We start from the raw sequence: 15,039 nt of genomic DNA on the forward strand, positions 1-15,039 counted from the left end.
GGTCGGGCCGCCGGGTCAGGGGGCGGGTCCAGCCGGCACGTCAGGCAGCCCGGCGGCCGGTCCGGGTCAGGGCACCATCCAGGCCAGGATGGGCGTTGTCTGGAGGCCCACCAGCAGCGCCATCGCCGCGATCAGCGCCAGGCTCCAGCCGAGGGTCCGCCGGAACAGGTCGCCCTCACGGCCGTAGAGGCCCACCGCGGCTGCCGCGATGCAGAGGTTCTGCAGCGAGATCATTTTGCCCACCACCCCGCCCGAGGCGTTGGCCGCGGCCATCACCATCGGGTCGAGTCCGGCCTTCTCCGCGGCGCTCACCTGAAGCGCGCCGAACAGCGAGTTCGACGACGTGTCCGAACCGGTGAGCGCCACGCCGAGCCAGCCGAGCACCGGGGAGAGGACGGCGAAGAAACCGCCGGCCCCGGCCAGCCACGTCCCCAGCACGGTCGTCTGCCCGCTGGCGTTCATCACGAAGGCCAGTGCGAGCAGCCCGCAGACGGTCAGGATCGCCCACCGCAGGTCGACGACCGTATCCCGATACGCCTTCCCGGCCGTACGCGCGGAGACGCCGAGCAGGACCATCGTGATCAGACCGGCCAGCAGCAGGAGGGTGCCGGTGGACGACAACCAGTTGAGCCGGAACAGCGGAAGCGTGGACGGTGCGCCGGAGGTCGTCTCCAGATGCAGACCGGGCCAGTTGAAGGTGACGGTCACCAGATTCAGGACCTCGGACACCACCGGGATCTGGGACAGGCCGAAGATCGCCACGATCGTGGCGTACGGCGCGTACGCCCGCCAGACCTCGGCCCTGGAGTCGCCCCCGTCCGCGCGGGTTCGGGTGATGACCGCGCCCTCCGGACGCCCCGCGCCGGCACCCCCCGTTGCGGTGTCAGCCGCTCCGGAGCCGCCGACCAACACCGTCGGGCCGCCCGCGTCCGGCCGCCCCCAGATCAATGGATCCGGGGCAGTCGACGAGGCCGGTACGCCGGTCTCCGGGACGCCGGGCGAGATGCGCGGTGGCCAGCGTCGCGCCGCGACAGCCACGACCACGGCGCTGACCAGCGCCGCGACGATGTCGGCCAGTGCCATCGACAGATAGTTCGAGGTCAGGAACTGAGCCAGGCCGAACGCGAGCCCGCAGATCACGGCGAGGTGCCAGGTCTCGCGCAGACCGCGCCGCCGGTCGACCAGCCAGACCAGCAGCAGCGGTACGAACACCGCGATGACGGGCACCTGCCGACCGGCCATCGCTCCCAGCTCCGTCGCGGGCAGGTCGGTGACCTTCGCGAGGGTGGTGATCGGCAGTCCGAGTGGGCCGAACGCGGCCGGCACCGTGTTGGCGGTCAACGTGACGACGGCGGCGGTCATCGGGCTGAACCCGAGCGCGAGCAGCATCACCGTCGTGATGGCCACCGGAGTGCCCTGACCGGCCAGACCTTCCAGGAGGGAGCCGAAGCAGAACGCGATGACAAGGGCCTGAACCCGGCGGTCGTCGCTGACCCGCGCGAAGGAACGCCGCAGCACATCGAACGACCCGGTGCGGACCGTCATCTGGTAGATCCAAATGGCGGTGACGAACGTCCAGGCCAACGGGAAGAGCGCGAAGGCCGCCCCCTGCGCGGCTACCCACACCGATTGACCGGCCGGCATGGCGTAACCGAGGCTGGCCACCAGCAGCGCGACCGCCAGCGCTCCCCAGGCGGCCACCCAGGCTCTGACCCGGAAGAGTCCGAGCAGGACGAACAGGGTCAGAATCGGAAGCCCCGCGACGGCAGCGCTCCACGCCACCGAGTTCGCCACCGGATCGAGCTCGGGACGATACATCCAGCCGCCCTCACTAAGAGTCACCTGTCGGGCACGATTGAGGCCCACCCCGATCCTTCCCCAGCGACCCGTCGGACTCTTCTCTGAGAATGCTCACCTTGTTCGCACTCATGTTCGACTAGACTGCCGGTGGGGGTGAACCATGACGCCTCTGTCCACTGCCGCGCTGCGCTACGCCGCCACCGGCGTCGCCGTCCTGCCCCTGCACTCGACCGACCACGACGGTGCCTGCGACTGTGGGCGGTCCGACTGTGACCGTCCCGGCAAGCACCCGCAGTGGCATCCCGCGCTGCTGCCGCACGGCCTGCGCGACGCATCCACCCGTCCGGACCGGATCCGGCGCTGGTGGGGGCGCTGGCCGCTGGCAAACATCGGCCTGCGTACCGGCGAGCGGTTCGACGTCTGCGACATCGACAGCCGCGACGGCCTGGCCGCGTTGCGCGACCTGATCGCCGACCATCCGATCGGCGGTCCGCTGGTGCGCAGTGGCTCCGGCGGCTGGCATCTCTACCTGCGCCCGACCGGCGTCGGCAACCGCACCGCCCTGCTGCCCGGCGTCGACTGGCGGGGCGTGGGCGGCTACGTCGTCGCCCCGCCGTCGCGGCACGCAAGCGGCGACCGCTACCGGTGGATCCGTCCACCCGGCACCGCGCTGACCGACCCGCCTCCCCCATTGGCGTCCCTGCTGCACCCGCCCCCGCCCATCCGCACCGCCACCTTCGATGCCGTCCGCCTCGCTAGTGGCGGCACCGGTGGGGGCGGTGGCGACAGATGCGTCAGCGGCGGCGGCAGAGGCGCCAGCCGAGGACGCGACGGCACCGCCGCCAACGTCGACGCGGTGCCGGGTCGGATCGTCGGGGTGCGCCACCCCGACCGGTACGCGGCGGCGGCGCTGACCGCCGAGGCGGCCGCCACCGCCTCGGCGCTTCCCGGCCACCGCAACACCACCCTCTACCTGGCCGCCCACCACCTCGGCCAACTCGCCGCCGTCGGCCTGCTCGACGACCGGGACATCGTCACCGCCCTGGCCGACGCCGCCCACCGGGCCGGGCTGGGCCGCCGGGAAACCGCTCGGACCGTCCGCTCGGGTCTCCGTGCCGGCCACCGCCGGCCGCGGCTACACCTCACCAACCGCTGGTGAGCCCTCAACCTCCTCGCCGCCGGCATGGTTCCCCAGGGAGAACCGCTCGCAACCACCCACCGGCCAGACCGCCCGCACCATCCGCCATTCTGCTCCGTCAGCGGTCCGCGAACCGCTCGGCGAACGCCATCAGGTCGCGCCGTTGGATCGCCGCCGCCATCAGCTCCGGGAACGCGTCCGGTGTGCAGGCGAACGCCGGCACTCCGAGTTCGGCAAGCGCGGCGGCGTTGCCGTGGTCGTACGCGGGCGCGCCCTCGTCGGAGAGGGCGAGCAGCACCACCACCTGCACCCCGGAGGCGACCATCTCGGCGACCCGGCGCAGCATCTGCGCCCGGACCCCGCCCTCGTACAGGTCGCTGATCAGCACGAAGATGCTGTCCCGGGGCCGGGTGATGAGCCGCTGCGAGTAGCCGATGGCGCGGTTGATGTCGGTCCCGCCACCGAGCTGGGTGCCGAAGAGCACCTCGACCGGATCGCTGAGCTGGTCGGTCAGGTCCACCACCGCGGTGTCGAACACCACAAGCGACGTACGCAGCGCCCGCATCGACGCCAGCACGGCCGCGAACACCCCGGAGTAGACCACCGAGGCGGCCATCGAACCGGACTGGTCGACGCAGAGCACGACGTCGCGCTGCACGGCGGTGCCGCGCCGCCCGTACCCGATCAGCCTTTCCGGCACCACCGTGCGGTGCTCGGGCTGGTAGTGCTTGAGGTTCGCCAGGATGGTGCGACCCCAGTCGATGTCGGCATGCCGGGGACGGTTGACCCGGGCCGCCCGGTTGAGCGCGCCGGTGACCGCCGCCCGGGTCCGCTGCGCGATCCGGCGTTCCAGGTCGGCGACCACCTTCGCCACCACCTGCCGGGCCAGGCCCTTGGTCTGCTCCGGCATCACCCGGTTGAGCGAGAGCAGGGTGCCGACCAGGTGCACGTCCGGCTCGACGGCGCCCAGCATCTCGGGTTCGAGCAGCAACTGGTTGAGCCGCAGCCGGTCGATCGCGTCGGTCTGCATCACCCGCACCACGGTGCTGGGGAAGTACTCCCGGATGTCGCCGAGCCAGCGCGCCACCCGGGGCGCGGAGCCGCCGAGCCCGGCCGACCGGTCCCGGCCCCCGCCGCCGGCCGCGCCGTTGTCGTAGAGCGCCGCCAGCGCGGCGTCGACCTGGGCGTCCCGCCCGGCCGGCCGCCCGCAGGACTCGTCGGCCGCCGCACCCAGCAGCAACCGCCAGCGGCGCCGCCGCTCGTCCTCGCCGATCGTCATCCACCCTCCCCGTCCCGAACCGCCGCTGACCGAACCGGTCCCGACCCGGCGGGTCCCGACCCGGCCGTCCCCAAGCCGGCCGCCGCTGACCCGAGCGCCGCTGACCCGGCCGGCGCTGACCCGGCCGCCGCTGACCCGAGCACCGCTGACCCGGCCGCCGCTGACCCGGCCGGCGCCGGTTGGCCGGGGAGCGCGAGGCGCTGTCCGAGCAGCAGGCCGAGGGTCGGCAGGACGGTTCCGGCCCGGTCGTGGTCGATCTCCGGTTCGCCGGCGGCGTCCCCAGTCGGGCCGCCGCCGGCCACCCGGTCGCCGATCGCCCGCCGCTCGCCGTCGGCGAAGCTGCCGAAGGTACGCCGCAGCAACGGCAGCACCTCGACGAACGAGTCCGCCGGGATCTCCGCCAGCCATTCGTCCACAAGGGCCAAAAGGTCGGCGTCGTGCACCAACAGCAGTCCGCCGCCGGCCAGGAAGCCCTCCACCCAGGCCGCGCCCTGGTCCGGTGGCACGCCGACGGTAAGCGGCAGCCCCATCCGACGCCGGGCCTCGGCGGCGTCGAGCCGGCCCGCCTCGTAGAGCAGCCGGGTCAACCGGCCGGCGACCAGCCCGTGCACCCCGTCGAGGCCGGCCAGCGGATCCAGCGCGGCCAACCACCGCCCGCGCAGGTCCTCGTCGGCGAGCAGCCCGACGGCCGCGTGCACCGCGTCGATCCGATCCCGCAGCTCCCGGGCGGCGTCGTCGTGCAGCGACCGGACGGCCGCCGGCAGACCGGCGCAGATCCGGGCCAGCAGGCCGGCGGTCACCGCCGCCACCCCACCGAGGTCGGTCCGCCGCACGTCGCCGTAGCGCAGCGTCCGGGCCAGCGGCGGAACCGCCGCCATCAGGTGTCCGGTGTCGGCGTCCAGCGCCGCCCGGGTGTCCAACGCCCGCAACACCACCGGGTACGCCCCCGACAGGTCGGCCAGCAGGCACGTCTCGACGAGCGCGGTGACCTCGGGCAGGGTCTGCGCGGCCAGCGCGTCGGCGGTCACCTTCGCGGTCGCCGCGGCCAGCACGGTGGTGCCGTGCGCACTGGCGTCGACCAGCCGGACCGCGAACTCCGGCTCCCAGCGCAGCTTCCACTCCTCCCGGAAGGTGCCACTGCCGCGCCGGGTCACCTGCGGCCGACCCCACGGCACGTCGAGCACCGCGAGCCGGTGCAGCAGCCGGCTGCGCGCCAGGTCGTTGTCGGTACGCAGATCGAGGTCGAGGTCCCGGTCCAACGCCTCCGGCTTGAGCCGCAGCGACCGCTGCTGGGCGGCCAGGTCACGGGCCAGCGGGACGACCGGCACCTGGTCGGGCACGCTGCCGAGGCGCTCGCTGACCACCAGCCGCCGGGCGATCAGGTCCAGCCGCAGGTCGTCGCCCTCGCAGAGCACCGCACCGGCCGCCTCGGTCAGCTCGGAGAGCCCGGCCAGCGGCCGGCCGCGCAGCACCGCCAGCGACTCGGCCAGCCGGGTGGCCTCGATCACGTGCGCCGAGGACGCCGGCACCCCCTCCTCGCGCAGCACCCCGGCGGCGGCCACCAGCCAGCGCGGGATCACCTCGTCGGTGGCTGTGAAGAGGTGGTGGTACCAGCCCGGCGAGCGCACCCCGGCGCCGTACCCCTGCCAGGAGGCCAGCCGGCCGTAGGTCCACGGGATCCAGGTGAAGCTGACCTTGGTCTTGCGGCGCCCGCGCAGCAGGGCCGCGTCGTCGCGGGCGGTGACCTTCGCCGTCAGCGCCGGCACGTGCCAGGCGCCGCAGACCACCGCGATGTCGTCGTGGGCGCGGCGGGTCTGGCGCAGCACGGTCCGCATGTACGCCTCGCGGAGCAGGTCCTGCGGATCGTCCGGCACGGTCGACCGGATCTCGGCCATCGCCTCGGCGATCGCCTCGAAGGCCGGCGCGTCCCGGTGTTCGACCACGTCCTCCCACCACCGCTCCGGATCGTCGTAGCCGGCGGCCGACGCCAACTCCCCGATCGGATCCACCGGCCGCAACACCGCGACACCGTTCCCCGCCGCGTCCCCACCGGGCGCCACCCCGGCCGCAGCCTTCCCGCCGGCCGCAGCCTTCCCGCCGGCCGCAGCCTCCCCGCCGGGTGCCGCACCGCCGGGTGCCGCACCGCTCGGCGTCGGGCTGTCCGTGGCCGTGTCACCGGGCGTCGGCAGGCTCGGCGGCTCGCAGGTCGGTGCCTCGGCCGCGCGGTAAGCGTACGGCAGGTCGAAGAAGCGGACCGGTACGCCGTTGGCGACCGCCCAGGAGATCGCCTGCCATTCCGGGGAGAAGACGGCGAACGGCCAGAAGCCGGCCCGGCCCGGGTCGTCGGTGGCGTAGCCGAGCAGGGCGACCGGTGGCTCCAACCCGCCGTCGGCCACCCAGCGGACCAGGTCGTCGGCCTCGGGCGGACCCTCCACCAGCAGCACCTGCGGCGGGTGTTGCCGCAGCGCCGCCAGCACGGCCCGCGCCGAACCAGGACCGTGGTGGCGGATCCCGTAGATCCGTTCAGGCATCGCGGGCGGCCCGGTAGAAGTCCCGCCAGTCGGTCCGCTCCCGGACCACGGTCTCCAGGTACTCCCGCCACACCACCGCGTCGGAGACCGGATCCTTCACCACCGCGCCGGCGATGCCGGCGGCCACGTCGCCGGGGCGCAGCACCCCGTCGCCGAAGTGCGCTGCCAGCGCGATGCCGTTGGTGAGCACCGAGATCGCCTCGGCGGTGGAGAGGGTGCCGGTGGGCGACTTGAGCTTGGTCCGGCCGTCCTCGGTCAGCCCCGTACGCAGCTCACGGAAGACGGTGACCACCCGGCGGATCTCGTCCAGCGCGGCCGGCACCTCCGGCAGGTCAAGCGACCGGCCGAGCTGGGCGACCCGGCGGGTGACGATCTCGACCTCCTCCTCGGCGGAGCCCGGCACCGGCAGCACCACCGTGTTGAACCGCCGCCGCAGTGCGCTGGAGAGCTCGTTGACGCCCCGGTCCCGGTCGTTCGCGGTGGCGATGATGTTGAAGCCGCGCTGCGCCTGTACCTCGGAGTTCAGCTCGGGCACCGGCAGCGTCTTCTCCGACAGGATGGTGATCAGGGCGTCCTGCACGTCGGAGGGGACCCGGGTCAGCTCCTCCACCCGGGCGATCGAGCCGCGCTCCATGGCCCGCATCACCGGGCTGGCGACCAGGGCTGCCGGTGACGGGCCGTCGGCCAGCAGCCGCGCGTAGTTCCAGCCGTAGCGGATCGCCTCCTCGGCGGTGCCGGCGGTGCCCTGGACCAGCAGCGTCGAGTCGCCGGAGATCGCGGCCGCCAGGTGCTCGGAGACCCAGGTCTTGGCGGTGCCCGGTACGCCCAGCAGGAGCAGTGCCCGGTCGGTGACCAGGGTCGCGACGGCGACCTCCATCAGCCGGCGCGGGCCGACGTACTTCGGGGTGATCTTCGCGCCGTCGCCGAGCAGGTAGGTCACCACCGCCTGCGGTGACAGCTGCCAGCCCGGCGGTCGGGGCCGGTCGTCGGCGGCGGCCAGGGCGGCCAGCTCGTCGGCGTACTGCTGCTCCGCGTGCGGGCGTAGCGCGGTCATTCGAACTCCCTGTGCATCTCGTGACGGAAGGCCAGTGTGGTGGCGAGCTGGCTGATCGCCTGCTCGCGGCGGGGGGTGCCGATCGGTTGCGCACCGGCCGGCTGGGCGCCGGCCAGGTCTGCGGCGAACCGGGCGACCCGGTCGGCGTGCCCGGGTGGCAGTCCGAGGGCCGCGAGCCGGCACAGCTCGGCGAGCTGCCAGCCGTCGCGCCGGCCGCCGTCGCCGGCGAGCCGGCGGATCACGTCCAGCACGGTGCCGGTCAGCTCGTCGGGCCAGTCACCGGCGAGCATCTCCAGCAGGTGGTGGGCGCGGGTCGGATCGCGGCGCAACGCGGTGTCCGCCCGGCGGGCCAGCTCGTCCGGCGGCAGCAGCTCGTAGATCCGCCAGGTCAGCTCCTGGTCCTCGGTGTCGGGCCCGATGCGGTGCAGCTCCGGGTCGGCCAGCGCCAGCGCCCAGGACCGGTCCCGCTCGGCGAGGGTGGCCAGGGCCAGGCCCCGGTGCCACGGGTACCGCCAGCCGTCGGCGACGGGCAGCCCGACCACGCCGGCCGGGTCGCGCTCGAAGGTCTCGGTCCAGACCCGCAGCGGGGTGGCGGCGACGACCTGCTCCAGCAGCCAGGCGCCGGCCCCGCGGCCGCGCGGCGGCTTCGGGTCGACGCCGTCGCGGGTCAGGCCGTCGTCGTCGGCCGGTGCGCCGACCGTGAGCCGGTCGCGGCCGAACGCCTGGCCGTGCAGCCGGACGCAGGCCAGCGCCCGCTGGGCCATCCGGCGGCGCAGCCCCGACTCGGGCAGTGCCCGCGCCAGGTCCAGCGCCGCCTGGCGGACCTCCTTGCGGCGGTCGCCGAGCGCCCGCTCGATCAGGTCATCGTCCTCGATGGAGAGTCCGACCGCCAGCGCGCCCAGCAGGGCGGCCCGGTCGGCCGGCGGTTCGGCCGCGAACGTCTCGGCGAGCAGCCGCCGCCCGGCCACCGGGTCGCCGCGCCGGACCCGGCGCAGGTACGCCAGCCGCTCGCCGGGCGTGCCGGTGGACCAGACCTCGTCGTCACCAGTCGGGTCGGCGTCGGCCGCGCCGAGCAGGTATCGCCAGTCCGGCTGCTGGGCGGCCAGCCAGCGGGCCTGCCGGCCACCGACCACCGCCAGCGCCGGCCGGATGCCGGTGCTGCGCCGGCCGGCGTCCAGCAGCGCCGGCAGCTCCTCGGGGGGCGCCAGCAGGTCCCGGTCGGCGGCCAGCCGCAGCCACTCGGCGAGCACCGCCTGCTGGGACTGCTGGCCACCGGCGAGCGCGCCCTCGGCGAGCAGCAGCGCGAGCCGGCGCGCGGCCGACGCCGGCACCGACGGCCGCTCCTCGGCCGGCGCCGGCGGCACCGGCGTCAGGTCCGTCACGGCGGCCAACCCGGCGCGGCGGTACGTCAATGCGACAGCCGCCGCCGCGAGCAACCCACCAGCACCCGAACCAGCACCGTCCACCACAGACAGCCCGGCGTCGGCGGACCGGCCAGCAGCCGACCGGCCAACGTCGGCCGACCCGCCATCCACCGACCCACCAGCCGCGGCCGACCCGCCATTTGCGGACCCACCAGCGGCGGACGGGCCAGCAGCCACAGACCCACCAGCGACGGCTGACCGGCCGGGCAGCACGGTCCGGCCGGCGACCTCGACCGGCCCGTCCGACCAGGGCTGGCGGGCGGTGCCGGCCAGCGCCGCCGAGAGCAGCCGGGTCGGCAGCTCCGGGCGGCGCTGCCCGACCGATCCGGCGGGCAGGCCCGGCGGGGCCGGTACGAAGCGCCCGTCGACCCAGGCCGCGAGCGGGCGCAGCCCGGCCGGGCCGTACTCGCCCGACACGGTGACCGGCCGGCCGCCGGCCGCCGCCAGCAGCCACCACGGCCGCTCATGGCCGGGCCGCAGCGGCAGCCCGGCACCGGACGGCTCGGCCAGGTGCCCGTCGTCGGTGGGTGCCACGTCGGCGAGCAGCACCGGCACCGAGACGCACCACGGGTCGGCCGCCAGCGCCGCCGACCAGCGGGCAAGCGCCGCACCCACCGTTTCGCCGTCCGGCACACCATCACCGGCCGCCGCAACCGCGCCGCCACCAGATCCAGCCGCCACAACCGCACCGCCACCAGATCCGCCCGCCGCAACAGCACGGCGACCGGCTCCAGGCGCCGTCGTCGCACCGCCGCCCGGCCCGGGGGCCGCGTCGTCGCCGGGTGGCGCCGGGGCGGTCGGGTGCCGGTTGGCGATCAGGGCGCGCAGCGGTGGGGAGCCCGGGTAGAAGCAGAGGTCGGCGTCGACGACGGTGCCGGGCACCACGTCGGCGGGGAAACCCTGGCCGCCGGCGGCGAACGACAGCAGCAGCGCGTACCGGCCGGTGGTCGCGCCGTGGAGCCAGGTGCGCCGGCTGGCCACCTTGTCGCCGACGTCGTCGACCTGCCCGATCACCGTCCACCGGTCGCGGACCGGCGCGGTGGCCAGCACCTCGTCGGCGCCGACCGGGTAGCCGACCCGGGCGCGGACGGTGGCGGCCAGGTCGGCGGGGAGGGCGTCGAGCCGGCGGTGGCCGGCCACCAGCAACCGGAGCATGGCCAGCTCGCCGAGGAGCCGGTCGGCCCAGTGCGGCCCGACCCCGGCGAGCCGGCCGAGCCGGCGGACAGCCGTCGCGGCGGTCGGCGCCTGGGCGTCGACCAGCCGGGCGGCCATCGTCTCGTACGGCCGGTGCCCGGCCTGCTCGGCGGCGGCGAGGCCCTGCTGCACCTGGTCGCCGAGCCACCGGTCCAGCTCGGCCAGGCCGTCGGCGATCCGGCCGTCGCGCCGGGCGGCCCGCCGCGCCGCGGCCGCCGGGTCGGCCGGCGGGCCGGTGCGCGGGGCGGCGCGGGTGGCCGCCCGAGCGCTACGCCGGTCGCGCCACTCGGTCACCCACGGCGGCGTCGGGGCGCCGCCGTCGTGCCCCGACGACCAGAGCAGCAGCAGGCCGAGAGCGTGCTTGCACGGGAACTTGCGGCTCGGGCAGGAGCAGCGGTACGCCGGCTCGGACAGCTCGACACAGACCTGGTACGGCTTGCTGCCGCTGCCTCGGCAGGACCCCCAGAGGATCTCGCCGTCCAGCCCGGTCGCCTCCCACTTGCCGGCACCGCTGACACCCCGCGCCGACCGAGCCGAGCCGGCATCGGGCGCCAGGGCGAGGATCTGGGTGGCGGACCACCGTTCGACAGGCACGGCAGCACCCTGCCAGACGGGTCCGACACGGAGTCATCCGGCGTCCGCACCGACTTTTCCGGATGTGCGCCAGGCCCCGATAACGACTGTCCACAGTGTTTTACCGCCGACCCGGTGAGCTGGGCGGCGAACACGGTCCGATACCGGACAGTCAGCATTCGGCTGCACTGTGTGAGCGTGATTCAACTTTCATCACCGGGAGTTCGAGCATGCGACACGCGACCCACCGGACCCGCCGGACGCGGGTGGCCGCCCTCACCGCCCTCGCCGTCGTCCTCATCCTCGCGCCGCCGGCCACGGCCCGGGCGCAGGCGGTCACCCCGATCGCGAGCATCAACTTCCAGCCGGCCACCGCCGCCGTGCCGGCCGGCCACACCGCCGACACCGGCGCCGCCTACGACGCCGCCCGGGGCCGGGGCTGGATCCGGCAGGACAGCGTGGGCTCGACCGCCGTACCGCTCGATCTGACCGCAAACACCCGCAACCGCAACCGGTCCGGCGTCGACGCCCGCCTGAACACCCTCATCCACCTGCAGTACGGCGACACCGGCGGCGGCAACGGCGTGGCCTCCGCCGGAGCCTGGGAGTACGCGCTGCCCGCCGGCACGTACCAGGTGACGGTCTCGGCCGGTGACCAGTCGCCGTACGACAGCCTGCACACCATCCGGGTCGAGGGCGTCGCCGCCGTCGAGGGGTTCCGCTCCACCGCCGGCCAGGAGTACCGGGCCGCCACCGTGACCGTGCCGGTTGCCGACGGGCGGCTCACCGTGGACGCGATCGGCGGCACCAACACCAAGCTCACCCACCTGCAGATCGCCCGGGTGAGCGACGACACCGACCCACCGCCGGTGCCGACCGGGCTGACCGTCACCCCGGGCGACAGCCAGGTGGCCCTCGCCTGGACCGCCGGCACCGCACCGGACCTCGCCGGCTACCGGGTCTATCGGGACGGCGCCCTGATCTCGGGCACTGCCCTGCTGACCACCAGCGGGTACGCCGACACCACCGCCGTCAACGGCACCGGGTACGGCTACGCCGTCAGCGCGGTCGACGCCGACGGCAACGAGTCCGCCCGCTCCGCCACCGTGACCGCCACCCCCGCCGCGTACGCGCTGCGGGTGAACTTCTCCGACGCGGCGACCCCGCCACCGGCCGGCTACCTGCGCGACTCCGGGGAGGCGTTCGGCACCGCGCGCGGCTACGGGTGGCTGACCCTGACCGGCCCCACCCCGCTGAGCCTGGTCGGCAACGGCCGTAACCGCGGCACCGCCCAGCCCGACGTACGGCTGGCCACCCTGCTGCACGCCCAGCTTCCGGCCGGCGGCAACGGCGTGTCGACCCCCGGGCGGTGGGAGGCCGCCGTCCCGGCCGGGTCGTACACGGTGACCGTCAGCGTCGGCGACGCCGGCACGGCCACCGACAGCGCCCACTGGCTCAGCGTCGAGGACCAGAACGCGGTGGCCGCCTTCGCGCCGACCGCCGCGGTCCGACACGCCAGCGCCACCCGGGTGGTCACCGTCACCGACGGCCGGCTCACGCTGAGCCCGGCCAGCGGCACCAACACCAAACTCAACTACGTCGACATCGCCAGCGTCCCGGCCGCCGCCGCGATCCCGAGCGTGCGGGCCGCCACCCCCGCGAACCTGGCCACCGGCGTACCGCAGACCACAAGCGTCGTGCTGGACCTGCGGCTGCCCGGCGGCGGCGTCGACCCGGCCACCCTCACCGCGTCGACGGTCACCCTGGCCCGGGCCGCCGACGGCGCGGCGGTCGACGCCAACGTCATCACCAGCGGCGGCGGGGACGTGGTGAACCTCTCCCCCACCGCGCCGCTGCAGCCGGCCACCCGCTACCGGCTCACCCTCACGGCCGGGGTACGCGACATCGCCGGGCGCGCCTTCTCCCCGTACACCATGGTTTTCAGCACCGGGACCGTCGTCGGACCCGGCGGGCCGGTCGCCTTCGACCAGACCCTCGGGGTGGCCACCGGCGCCCCGTTCACCACCGTCGTGGTCGGGCCGGACAACCGGCTCTACGCCGGCACCCTGGACGGCCGGATCCACCGGTTCCCGATCAACGCCGACGGCACCCTCGGCACCGGCACGGTCATCACCACCGTGCGGGACCACGCCACCGCCGCCGGGCTGGCCGGCGCTCCCAACCGGACCGTCATCGGGATGGCGTTCGACCCGGCCTCGACCGCCGCCGCGCCGATCCTCTGGATCACCGACAACTACCGGTACGTCGGCTCACTGAACGTCCCCGACTGGTCCAGCCGGATCGCCCGGCTGACCGGCCCGAACCTCGGCACCTACACCGACGCGGTGATCAACCTGCCGCGTTCGGTGAAGGATCACGAGACCAACTCGCTCGCGTTCGGTCCCGACGGCGCGCTCTACCTCACCCAGGGTTCCAACAACGCGATGGGCGCGCCGGACGCCACCTGGGGCAACCGTCCGGAACGGCTGCTCAGCGCGGCCGTGCTGCGGCTGGACCCGGACCTGCTGCCGACCGGCGGCCCACTGGACGCCAAGACCGGGGAGGGCGGCGACTACCACCCGTGGGCGCCGGGCGCGGCGCTGACCATCCACGCCAGCGGCGTGCGCAACGCCTACGACCTGGTCTGGCACCGCAACGGGCACCTGTACGTGCCGACGAACGGCTCGGCGGCCGGCGGGAACACCCCCGGCACGCCGGACCCGCTGCCGGCGGCCTGCGACCGGCGGATCGACGGCGACCCGTACCCCGGGCCGGCCGTGCCGGCGCTGACCGGGGTGCCGACGGCCGAGACCGACTACGTCTTCGACGTCGACCCCGGCCGCTACTACGGCCACCCGAACCCGGCCCGGTGCGAGTGGGTGCTGGCCGGCGGCAATCCGACCGCGGAGACCGACCCGTTCCAGGTGCCGGCGTACCCGGCCGGCACCGCGCCGGACCCCAACCTCGACCTGGCCGGCATGTACGACGCCGGCCTGCACGCCTCGGCCAATGGGGTGATCGAGTACCGGGGTGGCGCGTTCGACGGCGCCCTGGCCGGCCGGTTGCTGGTGGTGCGCTACTCCGCCGGCCAGGACATCATCACGTTCGACGTGGCGGCCGGTGGGGCGCTGGCCAACCGGACCACCGGGCGCACCGGCTTCACCGGGTTCAACCAGCCGCTCGACCTGGTCGAGCACCTGCCGACCGGCAACCTCTACGTCACCGAGCTGGGCGCCAGCCGGATCAGCCTGCTGCGACCGAGCCCGGCGGGCTCGCTCCGCAACGGCCGCTGACCGGGCTGACCCCGTCAGCGGAGGCTGACCACCGCTGGCCGCATCGCGAAGTCGTCGTCATCGTCATCGTCGCCGTCGTCATCGCCGCCACCGCCGAACCCGCAGGCCAGACTCAACACGAGCAGCAGTCCAACCCCGGCCAGGCCGAGCATCCTCTTCAACATGAATGTACTTATACCCCTGACGGGCGGTCGGAACACTCGACTCTTCGGTCGACCCGGTACCGATTTTGGCAAAAAGGACGACTAGCGGATACCCAAGCCCACTACAATCTGCTAGGCGTGGTTTCGCAGTCGTCGGAGTGGAGTCTGGAGGGTCAAACACCTGTAGGAATCCGCTGGCCGGAGGCAGTGCGGGCCGACGGCGATCCCTTTCGGCCCACCTGACTTCACCGCCGATTCAAGACGGGCCTTCGGGACGCCGTGCCCGGTCAGTACTATCTGGATCGCCGCCGGACACGCGGCGGAACAGTCGCGTCCTTGACTGCCCGATGCCAAACAGCCTAGATCCAGGATGGATTTGCATGGAAATTATGACCAAGAATGGTCACTTCGACCTCGTTGATCTTTCCGAGGTGAGCCTGGAGAAACTGGGCGAGCTGCCGGAGAGCGTCTTCGCCAGGTCACTGCGCCGAATCATGGGCGACATTGAACAGCCGCACGACGTAGTGGCTGGTTGGAATTCGGCTATTTGATCCATGACACTTACTCCCGTCCAGTCCGCCTATCACAATCGACCTCAAGCGACTTCCGG

General features: G+C 74.3%; 9 protein-coding genes. 3 read left to right on the plus strand and 6 right to left on the minus strand.

Annotated features, from left to right (window positions below; all coding sequences use genetic code 11):
- Window positions 1–66: 66 nt before the first annotated feature.
- Entirely contained in the window at window positions 67–1,866 is a 1,800-nt protein-coding gene (locus O7627_RS19645; protein WP_347404664.1) for an L-lactate permease, read from the minus strand.
- 94 nt (window positions 1,867–1,960) lie between these two features.
- Here O7627_RS19645 and O7627_RS19650 point away from each other — a divergent pair, with 94 nt between their 5' ends.
- The gene (locus O7627_RS19650; RefSeq protein ID WP_278094981.1) at window positions 1,961–2,959 is read left to right on the plus strand and encodes a bifunctional DNA primase/polymerase; all 999 of its coding nucleotides are present in this window, start codon (window positions 1,961–1,963) and stop codon (window positions 2,957–2,959) included.
- A 97-nt stretch (window positions 2,960–3,056) separates the two neighbouring features.
- Here the strand turns inward: O7627_RS19650 and O7627_RS19655 are convergent, their stop codons facing one another.
- The 4 genes from O7627_RS19655 to O7627_RS19670 are packed head-to-tail and all read right to left on the minus strand — an operon-like array spanning window position 3,057 to window position 11,014.
- Window positions 3,057–4,217, minus strand: a complete 1,161-nt coding sequence (locus O7627_RS19655; RefSeq protein ID WP_278094982.1) for a VWA domain-containing protein — start codon at window positions 4,215–4,217, stop codon at window positions 3,057–3,059.
- Complete coding sequence (locus O7627_RS19660) at window positions 4,214–6,748, minus strand: DUF5682 family protein (protein ID WP_278094983.1); 2,535 nt, start codon at window positions 6,746–6,748, stop codon at window positions 4,214–4,216. The genes O7627_RS19655 and O7627_RS19660 overlap by 4 nt, the downstream gene beginning before the upstream one ends.
- Entirely contained in the window at window positions 6,741–7,802 is a 1,062-nt protein-coding gene (locus O7627_RS19665) for an AAA family ATPase (protein WP_278094984.1), read from the minus strand. Before O7627_RS19665 ends, O7627_RS19660 begins: the two co-directional genes overlap by 8 nt.
- The gene (locus O7627_RS19670) at window positions 7,799–11,014 is read right to left on the minus strand and encodes a DUF5691 domain-containing protein (protein ID WP_278094985.1); all 3,216 of its coding nucleotides are present in this window, start codon (window positions 11,012–11,014) and stop codon (window positions 7,799–7,801) included. Before O7627_RS19670 ends, O7627_RS19665 begins: the two co-directional genes overlap by 4 nt.
- Before the next feature lie 209 nt (window positions 11,015–11,223).
- Between O7627_RS19670 and O7627_RS19675 the strand changes: the two genes are divergently transcribed.
- Window positions 11,224–14,286, plus strand: coding sequence for an Ig-like domain-containing protein (locus O7627_RS19675; RefSeq protein ID WP_278094986.1), 3,063 nt, complete (start codon window positions 11,224–11,226; stop codon window positions 14,284–14,286).
- Window positions 14,287–14,300: 14 nt separating this feature from the next.
- On the opposite strand, the gene O7627_RS19680 is transcribed toward O7627_RS19675, so the two are convergent.
- Window positions 14,301–14,450 carry a hypothetical protein gene (locus O7627_RS19680; protein ID WP_278094987.1) on the minus strand — a complete coding sequence of 50 codons (150 nt, stop codon included), beginning with the start codon at window positions 14,448–14,450 and terminating at the stop codon, window positions 14,301–14,303.
- A gap of 359 nt (window positions 14,451–14,809) precedes the next feature.
- Here O7627_RS19680 and fxsA point away from each other — a divergent pair, with 359 nt between their 5' ends.
- Window positions 14,810–14,980 carry an FxSxx-COOH cyclophane-containing RiPP peptide gene (gene fxsA, locus O7627_RS19685; protein WP_278094988.1) on the plus strand — a complete coding sequence of 57 codons (171 nt, stop codon included), beginning with the start codon at window positions 14,810–14,812 and terminating at the stop codon, window positions 14,978–14,980.
- The last annotated feature ends 59 nt before the right edge of the window (window positions 14,981–15,039 follow it).

The organism is Solwaraspora sp. WMMD1047, from assembly GCF_029626155.1.
Classification (GTDB): domain Bacteria; phylum Actinomycetota; class Actinomycetes; order Mycobacteriales; family Micromonosporaceae; genus WMMD1047.

What these genes read in the sequence shown, in the direction of transcription:
- O7627_RS19665 (WP_278094984.1), bottom strand. Translation starts at nt 7,802, where the DNA reads ATGACCGCGCTACGCCCGCACGCGGAGCAGCAGTACGCCGACGAGCTG.
- O7627_RS19655 (WP_278094982.1), bottom strand. Translation starts at nt 4,217, where the DNA reads ATGACGATCGGCGAGGACGAGCGGCGGCGCCGCTGGCGGTTGCTGCTG.
- O7627_RS19675 (WP_278094986.1), top strand. Translation starts at nt 11,224, where the DNA reads ATGCGACACGCGACCCACCGGACCCGCCGGACGCGGGTGGCCGCCCTC.
- O7627_RS19650 (WP_278094981.1), top strand. Translation starts at nt 1,961, where the DNA reads ATGACGCCTCTGTCCACTGCCGCGCTGCGCTACGCCGCCACCGGCGTC.
- O7627_RS19660 (WP_278094983.1), bottom strand. Translation starts at nt 6,748, where the DNA reads ATGCCTGAACGGATCTACGGGATCCGCCACCACGGTCCTGGTTCGGCG.
- fxsA (WP_278094988.1), top strand. Translation starts at nt 14,810, where the DNA reads ATGGAAATTATGACCAAGAATGGTCACTTCGACCTCGTTGATCTTTCC.
- O7627_RS19680 (WP_278094987.1), bottom strand. Translation starts at nt 14,450, where the DNA reads ATGTTGAAGAGGATGCTCGGCCTGGCCGGGGTTGGACTGCTGCTCGTG.